Below are 12,979 nucleotides of genomic sequence, written 5' to 3'. Positions count from 1 at the left end.
GGGGCGGTCCTGCGGGGCCGCCCTTTTTCTTGAAGTGGAGATTTTTCATGGACCATCTGTTCTGGGTCGCGCTGCTCGGTATCGTGTGGATCGACCTCCTGCTCTCCGGCGACAATGCGGTCGTCATCGCCCTCGTCAGCCGGCAGCTCCCTCCCAGTCAGCAGAAGTGGGGCATCATCGGCGGCACCGCGGCGGCGATCGGCCTGCGGGTCGTCATGTCGTTCTTCACGGCATTCCTGCTGAACATCCCCGCTCTCAGCATCATCGGAGGATCCTACCTCCTCAAGGTGGCAGCTGACCTCCTCATCGGCGGCGACGAAGCCGGAGAACCGGACGCAGCCTCGACTCTGAGGGCCGCAATCATCACGATCGCGCTGGCCGATGCCAGCATGAGCCTCGACAACGTCATGGCGATCGCCGCGCTGTCCCACGGCAACATGCTCCTCATGGCGCTCGGCGTTCTGCTCTCGATCCCTCTCGTGATCGCCGGCAGCGCCATCATCTCGATGGTCATCAGTCGCTTCCCGGCTCTCACCTGGGCCGGCGCTGCGCTGCTGGGCTGGGTGGCTGGTGGCATCATCGCCGCTGATCCGCTCGCGAGCCCCTACCTGAATCATTATGCGGCCTCGGTCGTGGGCCTGCTGATCGTGCTCGCCGTGGGCTGGTTCTACAGCGGCCAGGAGGCTGAAGCGGTCGCCTGATGTTCACCGAGCTGGAGATCGTCGAGCGCTGTCTGCTGATGTTCTCCAAGCCTGGGCGCTGGACACAGAAGACGCTCGCGAGGGACCGGGAAGGCAAGCCGGTTCCGGTATTCAGCGAGATGGCGCGGTCCTTCGACATCGAGGGATGCATCAGAAGAGCCGCTGGCATCGAAGACCGAGGCGCGTACGCGCGCTTCGTGCCCCTCATCAAGAGCCAGGTCGGCAAGCAACCATTCGACTGGAATGACCAGCGAGGCCGCATCCAAAAGGAGGTGGTCCGGATGTTCGAAGACCTGGCTGACGAACTGAGGTTTGGAAATGGATGTGACGGTTGACCAGCTCTTGGAAGCCCTGAAGCAAGTGTGCGGAAGCAACCCAGACAAGTCGCAGATCAAGTCGCTCGTCGTCGTGCGGCGCGAGCACATCAAGGCCGCGATGGCCATCGCAAAAGGAGAAAAGCGTTGAACGACAATTTCACCCAGGCCGACCTGGACGAGCTGAAGAGATCGGTTCAGTCGATCGTCGACATCTGCCACAAGATGAATGCCCATTGGTGGATCGACCCCAAGACCGGTGCCGATCTGCGCGACAACCCTCTGATCGTTCCCACCAAGATCGCGCTGATCCACAGCGAGCTGTCGGAAGCCATGGAAGGTGACCGCAAGGATCTGACGGACGATAAGCTGCCCCACCGAAGCGCGATCGAAACCGAACTGGCCGACGTCGTGATCCGCGAGGGAGACCTGTCAGGAGGCATGAAGTATCGCCTCGCCGAAGCAATCGTTGCCATCGCCGGCTTCGACAGGAAAGAGATCGCCCTCGCGCTGGCGCTGCGATCGACTGCAGACCTCAGCGGGGCGCTCGGCCTCGACCTCGCTGGAGCCGTCGCTGAGAAGAGTTCCTTCAACCTGGTCCGTCCGGACCACAAGTTCGAGAACCGGACGCAGAAGGGCGGCAAGAAATACTGATTTTGCTTGACGAGCATTTTGCTTGAATGCAAATTCAATAATGCAAACCAGGAGAATGAGAGTGGACGTACAACAGGCCCAGAGCAAGGTCTTCGAGTTGGTCTTCGCGGAGATCAGCAAACAGAATGAGATGTGGGGCGCCATGAACGAGTGCGCCGACGTCACCAACGGCGAACTGCTCATGGCCGGCATCGGCCAGCTCGACGCGGTGTTCGATCGTCGCAACGGCGACGAGACTGCGTTTGACGAGCCGCCGATGATCTATCCGCAGAACTGGAGCGGGTTTCGCAGCTACGGCGGCGATATCCCGAACATCATCGTGGCAGCTGCCTTCGCGCTGCAGGAGGCGAAGCGTCTGCTGATGAATGGCGAGGATCCGACCCGCCTCGCTCGACGCCCAGACCAGAAGTTCAACCCCGAGACCGGCCTGCCGGCAACGATCGAGGCCTGACATGCCGGTTTTCGGTGTCTTTCTCGCCAATCACGTTCTCGATGCGATCGGCCTGCTCACGATCATCGCGAGCGCCGTCAAGATCACCAAGGGCTATCCGATCAGCCGCTGGTTCTTTTGACGCCCAGGCGTTTGCTTGAATGCAATCGACGGCCGCCTACGGCGTCCGTCCTCTTTCATTTTGTCCATTTTCAGAGCGCGGAGCGAGGCATGAGCAGGTCGGGATATAGCGAGGATTGCGACGACGATCGGTGGGGCTTCATCCGGTACCGTGGCATGGTCGCCAGCGCCACGCGCGGCAAGCGCGGACAGTCCATCTTCCGAGACATCCTGATCGGCATGAACGGGATGATCTGCAAGCGCCTGATCGCCGATGAGCTGGAGCAGGAAGACGCAGTCTGCGCTATCGGAGCCGCCGGCAAGGTTCGCGGTGTCGACATGTCCAGCATCGATCCTGAGGACACCGACACGGTCGCCGGCAAGTTCGATATCGCCGACTGTCTGGCTCGCGAGATCGTCTGGATGAACGACGAGTGCGGTTCGACAGGCGAGTGGCTCGAAGACAAACGGCGGTGGCGCCGAGAGACCCCAGAAGATCGCTTCAACCGCATGCGCAAGTGGGTCCGTTCGCAAATCACAGACCCCCTGTTCGACGTGGTCTGGTGCTGAGGGAGTTCAATCATGACAACCATGAGCAAGACCATCGTCAAATTCCTCCCGCCCGAGGAGGTCGGTGAGGACCAGGCTGGATAGTGGCTACTCCACATCGACATGAATGCGGATGGCACTGAGGCTGGCTGTTACGACGCCGCTGGCCCGTACGACAGCAAGGAAGAAGCAGACCGCCTGGCTCTGCCCTGGACCAATGATCAGGAGGCTGCCGCAGCATGAAAAAGTACCACGACCTGGTCCAGAAGATCCTCACCGAAGGCGTGCAGAAGGGCGATCGCACCGGCACGGGCACATTGTCGATTTTCGGTCACCAAATGCGTTTCGACCTGAACGAGGGTTTCCCACTGCTGACCACGAAGCGTCTGCCGTTCAAGGCTATCGCGATAGAGCTGCTGTGGTTCCTGCGTGGCGACACCAACATCAAATTCCTGCACGACCACGGCGTGACCATCTGGGACGAGTGGGCGGATGCCAACGGTGATCTGGGCCCGGTCTACGGCGCGCAATGGCGGTCATGGCCGGCATACGATCGAGCGCCAGACCACATGCAGGATGCCTGCTACGTCACGTACACGGGACGCAATATCGACCAGATCGCCAACGTCGTCGAGATGATCAAGCGCAATCCGGACTCGCGACGTCTGATCGTCTCGGCCTGGAATCCGGCCGAGGTCGATCAGATGGCACTGCCGCCCTGCCACTGCCTGTTCCAGTTCAATACCAGGCCGATGACGTTGGAGGAGCGCCTCCAATTCGCAGGCGTCACAGCTGATCAGGTAGACGACCCCGAGGTGTTCCTGGGCGTGAATCGATACCCCTCACGATACCTCGACTGCCAGCTATATCAGCGCTCGGCAGACGTGTTTCTCGGCGTCCCCTTCAACATCGCGTCCTATGCGCTGCTGACGCATATGATGGCGCAGGTGACCAACATGGCGCCGGGTCATTTCGTGCATTCGTTCGGCGACACGCACCTTTACCTGAGCCATCTGGAGCAGGCGAAGATGCAGCTAACGCGAGAGCCGCGACCATTGCCGAAGGTTGGACTCGACCCAGCCCGGATGGACATCTTCGGGTTCACACATGACGACATCGTCCTCTACGGCTACGACCCGCACCCATCGATCAAGGCGGACGTGTCCGTATGACGAAGGTAGCAAGCTCGTTCTACTCTGCGGCGGTCCCGCATCGGGATATCGATGGTCTCTATCACGCGACCTTCGGTATCCCGGGCGACCAGCCGCAGTGGGTCAATGGTCAGGATGGCAAGCGAGACGTTTTCCGCAGCCATGATGCAGCCGTCCTGGCTGGCTTCCGGGTCCTGGTGGCCAAGCTCAATCGAGCGCGCCAGGAGCAGACCTTCCAAGTGAAGGGGCATGTTCATCCAAGGACGAGGAGTTGGACTGCACCGGTCGACACCAGAGAACCAACTATTGAGCAGGTGTTCGGGAGTAAGAAATGACTGGTCTACCAAAGATCAATGGAGTTGGTAATGTCGACCTCATCGGGCCCAACACTCCGCTGAGACTGGAGACGGCAGCAAGACTCGCCTTCCCGGACGGGTCGATGAAGCTGGCCGGACTGCGTCGAGAGATCGCTCGCGGCCGGCTAACCTATGAAACGATCGCAGGCAAGCATTACACCACGCTCGCGAACATCGAGGCCATGAGAGAGTTATGTCGCGTAACAGCAAAGGCCCCCGTCTCTACAAGCGACCTTCGCGACGAGAGGGAGGCAAACTCAAACCGGCAATGTGGGTCGTCCGAGACAAGCAGAAAGTTGTCTCCACAGGAATTGCTGCGGGAGCGGCTGAGACTACGCCGCCAATCGAGGCAGAGCAGTTCCTGAGCAAATACATCGCCGACAAGCATGACCCGACCCGGCGAGCCAAGGACATCGCCAACATCCTGATCGGCGACGTGCTGACCATCTACGACCAGGACAAGGGAGGTGCCGCCAATCCGGACAAGAACCTGTCCGGACACATCGAGCGTCTCAACGATTTCTGGGGCGACAAGACCCTGATCGAGATCAATCCAAAGACCTGCCGAGATTATGTCGCAACCAGGCCCGGCAAGGGTGGCGCGCGGCGTGATCTCGAAGTCCTGCGCGCAGCCATCAACAACCACTCAGCCCAGAACCTGCACTTCGGCATGGTCAACGTCACGCTGCCGCCGAAGGGCGAGGCGCGGCAGGAGTGGATTACGCGAGACCAGGCCGCAGCCATAATCTGGGCCGCTTGGCGCTACCGCGAGATGCAGACAATCCACCGCGGCGAGCGGAAGGGAGAAGTGGTGGTCACCGATAAGCGACCGCTGCGGCACGTCGCGCGCTTTCTTCTGATCGGCTGCTATACCGGAACCCGCGCTGGCGCCATCGCCTCCGCCTCGGTCAAGAAGGAAGCCGGCAAGTCATACGTTGACCTGGAGGCCGGCCTGTTTCACCGGCTGGCGGTCGGCAAGCGTAAGACCAAGAAGCAGCAGCCGACAGTGCCCCTGCCACCTCGCCTGCTCGCCCACATGCGGCGCTGGGTCGCCAAGGGCATTGTGGCCGAAAACTTCGTCGAGTACCGAGGCCTGCCGGTCAAGCGGGTGAAGAAAGGGTTCGCGTCTGCGGTGCGCCTCGCCAAGGTCGACATCAAGGTCACGCCGCACACGCTTCGGCACACGGCCGCGACCTGGCTGATGCAGGCCGGCGTCGATGAGTGGCAGGCTGCCGGCTATCTCGGGATGTCAGTTGAAGTACTACGCGAGGTCTACGGACACCATCATCCGGACCACATGAAGGGTGCAGTCGATGGGATCACGGCGAAGAAGGCGAAGACGCCGAAACAGCCTCAATCTGTGCCCCGATCTGTACACCAGAAAAACTGAGAAAGTCGGGGTTATGAGAGGGCTTCGGGCCAAAAGCTGCCTTTCGGTTCTGCCGTGGGTTTTCTTCCGGTTGTTCCTCGAAAGCGGACAGCGCCCGCGCCGACCGAAAGGTCGAGATGCGCCAACGGACCTCTCATCAAAGCCCGGGAGTGTCCGTTAAGGGCGAGCAACGGACGTGACGAGGTAGTCGGATTAAGTCTTGATTGACCCAACGAAGACCTTCGGAGTAGGCGTTCGCGAGGTGACCGGGGCTGTGCGGCGACGATCAAGATGGAAGCCCTCCTCCCGGGAGCTTTTTTCGGTCATCTCAGGGCCACTTCTTGATGTTGGGAGAGAGTTGACCGTTCCGGAGATCGTTCCATTCGTCGGCCGTAAAGCAAATCGAACCTAGGGCGCTTTCGGCATCGCGCTGGTGGCTCTCAAACGCGAATTGACGTTGTCCATAGGCAATTTGCTCTGCCGCGGCCTTAGGTGGCTTCTCTTTCCACTTGAGGTCCAGGAAGGCGGCCAGAGCCATCCGATACAGCACAGAGGCGTAGGATTGTATTGCTCGGTGAGACCGCTTTGTGACCATGTGGTCATCTCGAACCTTATTTCCGTGCAAGAAGTCGTTTCGATACTGATTGAGCTGACCATAAATCCAAACGGGGAGGTTCGAGCGCATCCCTCGTTTATGTGGGTATGGGCTGAAGCGCTTCTCCTTGCAGCGCGAGTTCTCCCAGTTGATCGATTTTAGAAGCGCATAGACCTGCTTCCAGCCATTGTTTTTCCCATAAGGCGGATGAGCAAGAATCTCGAACGCGCTTACCCATAGTGCGACGAGCCTGCCGAGGTCGTATTGCGTCATCTCGGCGTGGACAGGGAGGTTGGAAGCTGCATTTGCCATATTGAGCGAGCGGAAGAGCGCTCGATCCTTCCAATACGGTTTATCGCTCGCATAGCGGCGCACCCAACGCTTCAAAAGTTCGATGAGCAAGGCATCGTCTATGTGGGTGTGGATCAAGCGAGAAATAGCGACGCCTGGCGCCGATTGGCCCCGCATCTTCGCCAGCTCGTTAGCGCCGAATACCGCAAGGCTGCGCATGCCGACTTTGTCGTAGTTCTTGTCGAGCAGCCAAGGGTAAAAATTGAAAGTATTGGAGTATCGGGGTCCGTCCATATAGGGCCCGAATACCAGGATGTTTGCCCAAGTCTTCGAAACACATGCGATCGAGATGGCGTCACGGTAGCTGGCTAGAGCATCGACGCGTTTGTAGATCTCAGGCGCGTCGTCCCGCACTATGATGGTGCTCGGATTTATCTTGGTGCCGAACTCGTTGGCGAACCGGTTGAGGTATTCGTCGTACTTCGGGTATTTGAGGCGAAGGGCTTTAATCCGGTCATCGAAAGCAGCAACAAAGGCGATACCATCGACCTCGATGGGATTCTGAGGGATCACGTTCGGCATCGCGAACATCGGTATCCACTCGGGCATTCACTTGCCATGATTCACAAGCCAGTCGAGCCATTGGACGACAAGCTGGCACGTGTATATGTGGGCGACATTGAGCGGGATTAATGGCCGTGTGGAATCCACGCGACTTCCATGGCGCGCGCCCTCCCGAATATTCCGGCTGCTGTTGGCCGAATTGGTGAGGTCGCTGAGTTGGTCATCGGTCAACCAGCCGAGCTTCTTCAATGCAGGCTTACCGCCAACGTTCGTCGAGATGGCATCATAGACCAAATAGAGCGAGGCCCACGTCGCTGGAAGCGTCATGGCATCGAGGACGAAGTTTACCGCGGGGTCGGCTCCGGCAAGCCTGAGCGCTCGCGCGGAGAGATCACGGTAAGATGCGCTCAGGAACGTGGAGTCCCTATTCGGTGTCCAGTCCCCAGCTGTCATTGCTCCAGCGCCATTCTCCTTGGGGTAGGAGAGATGGGTAAGTCGAACGGGGGCAAAGGTTGGGTCGAACGTCCGCGCCAGACCGTTCAACCGGGTAATGATCTCATCGGCGACCGCCCTCAGGTCGCGCAAATCTCCTGTGGTGCCGTCCAGGACCAACTCGTCACAGGTGAGCTGCCCTAAAACATCGTAGCCTTGCATGCGGAAACGGGCTCGCTGGTCAGGGTCGTTCACGTCGAACGTCGGCCGCCCGTTCGGCTTTGTGGCCACAACCAGGGTCTTCGATGAATCCGAGCCGTCGAACAGTTGGGATAATCCCCAGAGGTCCCACGGATGGCCTTGCAAAGTTGCGGTGACCCTGTGAAGCATTCTGGGGTCCAGAATTGAGCTGTCTGCCAATAGCACCTTATGCGTGTGAAACAAAGATGCTGAAGGTCTACATTGATGATAGCAACGTAGGGGTCGAGCCGGTCTCCGTGCTCAGCGGCTGGGCTGCGGATGAAGGGACCTGGGCGAGTTTTGAGAAGGAATGGTCTGCCGCGCTCGGGATGTCGCCGCGGCTGGCCTACTTCAAGGAAACCGAGGCAAACGGGCGATCGGGCGAGTTTGCGGGTTGGAGCGACCAGTTATTCGCGGAAAGGATGCACTTGCTGATGCGGGTAATCGCCGACCATAAGCTGTTCGGGCTGATTTCCGCGGTCCCGACGAAGCTCTATTTCGAGGTGTTCGGTAAAAACGCCGACAAGGTCCTCGCGTACCCATATTTCTTCATGATCCATGACCTTGTCTCGCGCATGGGCTTCTGGCTGGAGAGGAATGGATACACGGGGAAGGTCCAATTCATTTTCGATGAACAAAAGGGGCAGGAGGAAGCGGTAAGCGCCTCGTGGCCTCGTCTCCTGAAGTCCGCGCCGCCCAACGTGAGGCCGCTTCTGACCGATTATCCGATATTCAGAAGCGACAAGACTACCATAGCGCTTCAGGCTGCTGATTTCAGCGCCGGACACCTTCGTCGCGATCTGGTCGAGTTTATGGATGGCAGAGAGAGACCAGACGCGCCGTGGATCGCGAAGATGAGCGAAATCGTTATCCTTGGTAAGCTGTGGGACGAGGTGAGGCTTCTTGAGCTTGCTCAAGCAACGCCGGACTTCGGACGCTACATGAGCTAGGGCATGTACTCATTAAGGTCCGCATTGGGCTGAAAGCGGACTCCAGCAAATTGATTGCAAAGGTCCCACTGGGGCAGAGACAGACCTTCACGCGAGCTGGCGGCCAGGGTCGTAATGGGCTCAGAAGCAGGCGTAGGTGGAGCGACGGCACGGCGGTTCGTCTGTCAGCCGCCAGGGCCGTCCTTCATGAGGCAGCCCATCAGGTCGCCCACGTTGTGCTCCAAATCCCGGATGATGTTCTTGACGACGTCTCCGATCGAGATCACGCGCGCGACCCTGCCCGCGTCCAGCAAGGGAATCGTCGCCGAGAACTTCATCGATTATCAGGGTGTGCTGGTGAAGCGGGTAAGGCCGCGAAACAGTCTCAATCTGTACCCCAACCTGTACCCCAGACGAGGGGGAAGAAATCGGCGTAAGGGAAAACACTATACTTGCAGGGGAAAAATGGTCGGAGCGGCAGGATTCGAACCTGCGACCCCTGCGTCCCGAACGCAGTGCTCTACCGGGCTGAGCCACGCTCCGACTTGGGAAGCCGGCTTATAGCGTTGGGTTTCCGTCTTCGCAAGGACACAAGGCAGGAAATCGCATCGAAATCGCTGATCGTCGGCAGAGGGGTTAACCGCTTGAGGCCGTGGGGCTTTGTCCGGCGGCCATGGCGCGAGCGCAATGCGACAGGCGATTTGCGCGCTTCATTCGAACGTCCGCGCCCGCTATAGCCGAGCGCGGAAGCCACTGCCGTCCCGTACCATCGATGCCCGCCCCAGACATGCAAGCGATCGAGACCAGGATCCTGCCCGCCGACGCGGCTGGAATCGCGCAAGCCGCGGCGACGTTCGCCCGCGGCGGACTGGTCGCGTTCCCGACCGAGACCGTCTACGGCCTCGGCGCCGATGCGGCCAATGCCGCGGCCATCGCCCGCCTCTATCAGGCCAAGGGCCGGCCCGCCTTCAATCCGTTGATCGCCCATGTCGCCGATATCGCGGCGGCGCAGCGCATCGGCCGCTTCGATGCCACCGCCGAGCGTCTGGCCGCCGCGTTCTGGCCGGGACCGCTGACTTTGGTGGTGCCGCAGGCCGCGGGCTGCACGGTCGCAGATCTCGCGACGGCCGGTCTCGACACGGTCGCGATCCGCATTCCCTCGCATCCGATCGCGCGAGCGCTGCTCGCGGCGTTCGCCGGCGCCGTGGTGGCGCCCTCCGCCAACATCTCCGGCCACGTGTCGCCGACCACCGCGGCTCATGTGGCGGCAGATCTCTCGGGACGAATCGACCTGATCCTGGACGGCGGGCCGGTCGAGGTCGGTGTCGAATCGACCATCGTCGGCTGCTTCGACGAGCCGACCTTGCTGCGCCCGGGCGGGGTTCCCAGCGAGGCGATCGAGGCGGTGCTCGGCCGTGCGCTGGCGCGGCCCGCCGCAGAGACCAATACGTCCGAGCAGCCGCTGGCGCCGGGCATGCTGGCCTCCCACTATGCGCCGCGCGCCGCCGTCCGCCTCGACGCCAGCGAGGTCGCGGCCGGCGAGGCGCTGCTCGCCTTCGGTCCGGTGACCTTGCCCGGGGCCGACCAAGCCGCCGCGATCCTGAACCTCTCGCCCTTGGGCGATCCAGCGGAGGCGGCGATGCATCTTTTCGGCTATCTTCGCAGCCTCGATGCCAGGGGTGCGCGCAGCATCGCGGTGATGCCGATCCCGAACGACGGACTGGGCGAGGCCATCAACGACCGGCTGCGCCGCGCCGCCGCGCCGAGATAACACTGGAAGCGACTGACCATGAACATCAGCCAGCCTGCCCTGCCGCCGCTGCCGCCCGATTTGATCGCGCAATTCGCCGCCATCGTCGGCGAGCGCCAGGCGCTGACGGCGGAGACCGACGTCGCCCCCTACGTCACCGAGGAGCGCAACCTGTTCCACGGCCGCTCGCCGCTGGTGCTGCGCCCGGGCTCGACCGCCGAGGTCGCGGCAATCTGCAAGCTTGCCAGTCAGCACCGCATCGCGCTGGTGCCGCAGGGCGGCAACACCGGTCTCGTCGGCGGACAGACGCCGCACAATGGCGAGGTGGTGGTGTCGCTGAAGCGCATGGACAAGATCCGCGAGGTCGACACCGCCTCCAACACCATGATCGCCGAGGCCGGTGTCGTGCTGCAGGTCGCGCAGCAGAAGGCCGCCGAGGTCGACCGGCTGTTTCCGCTGTCGCTCGGCGCCGAGGGCAGTTGCACCATCGGCGGCAATCTCTCGACCAACGCCGGCGGCACCGCCGCGCTGGCCTATGGCGTGGCGCGCGAGATGGCGTTGGGGGTCGAGGTGGTGCTGGCCGACGGGCGCGTGCTCAATGCGCTGTCGAAATTGAAGAAGGACAACACCGGCTACGATCTGCGCAATCTCTTCATCGGCGCCGAGGGCACGCTCGGCATCATCACCGCGGCGAGCCTGAAGTTGTTTCCGAAGCCGCGCGCGGTCGAAACCGCGTTCGTCGGCCTGAAGTCGCCGGATGACGCGTTGAAGCTCTTGGCGATCGCGCAACGCGAGGCCGCCGGCAACCTGACGAGCTTCGAGCTGATTGCCGCGATCGCGCTCGACTTCTCGATCCGCCACGCCGCCGGCAACCGCGCGCCGCTGTCGGGCGCCCATCCCTGGTTCGTGCTGATGGAATTGTCGTCGTCGCGCGACGATGCCCGCGCCACGCTGGAGACGATCCTGGAAAAGGGTCTCGAGGAGGGCATCGTCGACGACGCCGCGATCGCCGGCAGCCTCGCCCAGCGCATGGCGTTCTGGAAGCTGCGCGAGGACATCTCGGCGGCGCAGAAGCCGGAGGGCGGCTCGATCAAGCACGACATCTCGGTGCCCGTTGCGGCGGTGCCGGCGTTCATCGCGGAAGCCAACGCCGCCGTCGTGAAGCTGATGCCCGGTGCGCGGCCGGTGCCGTTCGGTCATCTCGGCGACGGCAATATCCACTACAATGTCAGCCAGCCGATCGGCGCCAACACGGCCGACTATCTCGCCCGCTGGCACGAGGTGAATGCTGTCGTGTTCGAGATCGTGCTGCGCATGGGCGGCTCGATCTCGGCCGAGCACGGCATCGGCGTGCTCAAGCGCGACGAGCTGCCCGACGTGAAGGACCCGACCGCGATTTCGCTGATGCGCGCGATCAAGGCGCAATTCGATCCGCTCGGGATCATGAATCCCGGCAAGGTGCTCTAGGCTTTCGACGCTCCCATGGACAGTGCCCCTGCTCTCGCGGTTTCCGACATCACCGATGCCGACGTGCCAGCCATCATCGCGCTGTGGCAGCGCTGCGGCCTGACGCGGCCGTGGAACGATCCGGCCGCCGACATCGCGCTCGCCCGCCGCGGCGACAATGCGACCGTCCTGGTCGGCCGCAGCGGCGGCGCGATCGCAGCCTCCGTCATGGTCGGCCATGACGGCCATCGCGGCTGGGTCTACTACGTCAGCGTCGATCCCGAGCATCGCGGCCACAACCATGGCCGCGCCATCATGGCCGCGGCCGAGGACTGGCTGCGCGCACGCGGCGTCGCCAAGCTGATGCTGATGGTGCGCGGCGACAACACCGCGGTGCAGGCGTTCTACCAGGCGCTCGACTATGCCGTGCAGGACAGCGTCGTGTTCTCGAAATGGCTCGACGGGCGCCCGCCGACGCCCGGAATGAAATAGAGGCGAGCGATGAGCATCTCCGACCGCATCCGCGTCCACGAGACGCGCGTGCTCTCCGACCATTACGGGACGCTGACCTCGACGAAGTTCGAGTGGCGGCGCGACGACGGCACGTGGCAGATGCAGAGCCGCGACGTGTTCGAGCGCGGCAACGCCGCGGCGATCCTCCCCTACAACCTCGCGCAGCGCAGCGTCATCCTGGTCAAGCAGTTCCGCTATCCCGCCTTCCTCAATGGCTACGACGATCTCCTGATCGAGGCCGCCGCCGGCCTGCTCGACGATGCCTCGCCGGAGGAGCGCATCCGGCTCGAAGCCGAGGAGGAGACCGGGTTCCGGCTGCACGACGTCAAGTTCGTGTTCGAGGCGTTCATGAGCCCGGGCGTCGTCACCGAGAAGATCCATTTCTTCGTCGCCGAATACGAGCCTCGCATGCGCGTCAGCGCCGGCGGCGGGCTCGCGCATGAGGGCGAGGAGATCGAGGTGCTGGAACTCTCGATCGACGACGCGCTGGCGATGATCGCCGACGGCCGCATCCAGGACGCCAAGACCATCATGCTGCTGCAGCACGCCGCGCTGAGGATCTTTGGCTGAGCGCG

17 protein-coding genes and 1 tRNA gene are annotated in these 12,979 nt (G+C 62.0%); 14 read left to right on the top strand and 4 right to left on the bottom strand.

Features of this window, described 5'->3' with window-relative positions; translation table 11 throughout:
* The first annotated feature begins 47 nt into the window (after nt 1–47).
* The 9 genes from QX070_RS25970 (at nt 48) to QX070_RS25930 (ending at nt 5,665) form a co-directional block, all read left to right on the top strand.
* Nucleotides 48–701 (top strand): TerC family protein, encoded by a 654-nt coding sequence (locus tag QX070_RS25970; RefSeq protein WP_315740005.1) that lies wholly within the window; start codon nt 48–50, stop codon nt 699–701.
* On the top strand, nt 701–1,036 hold the full coding sequence (locus QX070_RS25965) for a hypothetical protein (protein ID WP_315740004.1): 336 nt from the start codon (nt 701–703) through the stop codon (nt 1,034–1,036). The genes QX070_RS25970 and QX070_RS25965 overlap by 1 nt, the downstream gene beginning before the upstream one ends.
* Nucleotides 1,020–1,166 carry a hypothetical protein gene (locus QX070_RS25960; RefSeq protein ID WP_315740003.1) on the top strand — a complete coding sequence of 49 codons (147 nt, stop codon included), beginning with the start codon at nt 1,020–1,022 and terminating at the stop codon, nt 1,164–1,166. The genes QX070_RS25965 and QX070_RS25960 overlap by 17 nt, the downstream gene beginning before the upstream one ends.
* Nucleotides 1,163–1,669: a hypothetical protein gene (locus QX070_RS25955; RefSeq protein ID WP_315740002.1), complete on the top strand. Its 507-nt coding sequence runs from the start codon at nt 1,163–1,165 to the stop codon at nt 1,667–1,669. The genes QX070_RS25960 and QX070_RS25955 overlap by 4 nt, the downstream gene beginning before the upstream one ends.
* Nucleotides 1,670–1,730: 61 nt before the next feature.
* Nucleotides 1,731–2,120, top strand: a complete 390-nt coding sequence (locus tag QX070_RS25950; RefSeq protein ID WP_315740001.1) for a hypothetical protein — start codon at nt 1,731–1,733, stop codon at nt 2,118–2,120.
* A gap of 210 nt (nt 2,121–2,330) precedes the next feature.
* On the top strand, nt 2,331–2,789 hold the full coding sequence (locus QX070_RS25945; RefSeq protein ID WP_315740000.1) for a hypothetical protein: 459 nt from the start codon (nt 2,331–2,333) through the stop codon (nt 2,787–2,789).
* Between the two features lie 218 nt (nt 2,790–3,007).
* Nucleotides 3,008–3,940 carry a thymidylate synthase gene (gene thyA / locus QX070_RS25940; RefSeq protein ID WP_315739999.1) on the top strand — a complete coding sequence of 311 codons (933 nt, stop codon included), beginning with the start codon at nt 3,008–3,010 and terminating at the stop codon, nt 3,938–3,940.
* Entirely contained in the window at nt 3,937–4,254 is a 318-nt protein-coding gene (locus QX070_RS25935) for a hypothetical protein (RefSeq protein WP_315739998.1), read from the top strand. The genes thyA and QX070_RS25935 overlap by 4 nt, the downstream gene beginning before the upstream one ends.
* A 214-nt stretch (nt 4,255–4,468) precedes the next feature.
* Nucleotides 4,469–5,665, top strand: a complete 1,197-nt coding sequence (locus QX070_RS25930) for a tyrosine-type recombinase/integrase (RefSeq protein ID WP_315739997.1) — start codon at nt 4,469–4,471, stop codon at nt 5,663–5,665.
* Between the two features lie 307 nt (nt 5,666–5,972).
* Here the strand turns inward: QX070_RS25930 and QX070_RS25925 are convergent, their stop codons facing one another.
* Nucleotides 5,973–7,112, bottom strand: a complete 1,140-nt coding sequence (locus QX070_RS25925) for a hypothetical protein (RefSeq protein ID WP_315739996.1) — start codon at nt 7,110–7,112, stop codon at nt 5,973–5,975.
* A 27-nt stretch (nt 7,113–7,139) separates the two neighbouring features.
* Nucleotides 7,140–7,916: a hypothetical protein gene (locus QX070_RS25920; protein ID WP_315739995.1), complete on the bottom strand. Its 777-nt coding sequence runs from the start codon at nt 7,914–7,916 to the stop codon at nt 7,140–7,142.
* Between the two features lie 56 nt (nt 7,917–7,972).
* On the opposite strand from QX070_RS25920, the gene QX070_RS25915 reads away from it, so the two are divergent.
* The gene (locus QX070_RS25915; RefSeq protein WP_315739994.1) at nt 7,973–8,716 is read left to right on the top strand and encodes a DUF3800 domain-containing protein; all 744 of its coding nucleotides are present in this window, start codon (nt 7,973–7,975) and stop codon (nt 8,714–8,716) included.
* 164 nt (nt 8,717–8,880) lie between these two features.
* Here QX070_RS25915 and QX070_RS25910 read toward each other — a convergent pair whose 3' ends face one another.
* The gene (locus QX070_RS25910) at nt 8,881–9,033 is read right to left on the bottom strand and encodes a hypothetical protein (protein ID WP_315739993.1); all 153 of its coding nucleotides are present in this window, start codon (nt 9,031–9,033) and stop codon (nt 8,881–8,883) included.
* A gap of 128 nt (nt 9,034–9,161) precedes the next feature.
* A tRNA-Pro gene (locus tag QX070_RS25905) sits at nt 9,162–9,238 on the bottom strand.
* A gap of 229 nt (nt 9,239–9,467) precedes the next feature.
* On the opposite strand from QX070_RS25905, the gene QX070_RS25900 reads away from it, so the two are divergent.
* The 4 genes from QX070_RS25900 to QX070_RS25885 are packed head-to-tail and all read left to right on the top strand — an operon-like array spanning nt 9,468 to nt 12,974.
* Nucleotides 9,468–10,466 (top strand): L-threonylcarbamoyladenylate synthase, encoded by a 999-nt coding sequence (locus tag QX070_RS25900; RefSeq protein ID WP_315739992.1) that lies wholly within the window; start codon nt 9,468–9,470, stop codon nt 10,464–10,466.
* A gap of 18 nt (nt 10,467–10,484) precedes the next feature.
* A complete protein-coding gene (locus QX070_RS25895; RefSeq protein ID WP_315739991.1) occupies nt 10,485–11,912 on the top strand; it encodes an FAD-binding oxidoreductase in 1,428 nt (475 codons plus the stop codon).
* Nucleotides 11,913–11,927: 15 nt separating this feature from the next.
* Nucleotides 11,928–12,383, top strand: coding sequence for a GNAT family acetyltransferase (locus QX070_RS25890; RefSeq protein ID WP_315739990.1), 456 nt, complete (start codon nt 11,928–11,930; stop codon nt 12,381–12,383).
* Nucleotides 12,384–12,392: 9 nt separating this feature from the next.
* Entirely contained in the window at nt 12,393–12,974 is a 582-nt protein-coding gene (locus QX070_RS25885) for an NUDIX domain-containing protein (RefSeq protein ID WP_315739989.1), read from the top strand.
* The last annotated feature ends 5 nt before the right edge of the window (nt 12,975–12,979 follow it).

Origin of the sequence: Bradyrhizobium sp. SZCCHNR1093, assembly GCF_032381175.1 — a bacterium.
GTDB lineage: Bacteria > Pseudomonadota > Alphaproteobacteria > Rhizobiales > Xanthobacteraceae > Bradyrhizobium.
This window is presented reverse-complemented; position numbering and strand designations above follow the sequence as displayed.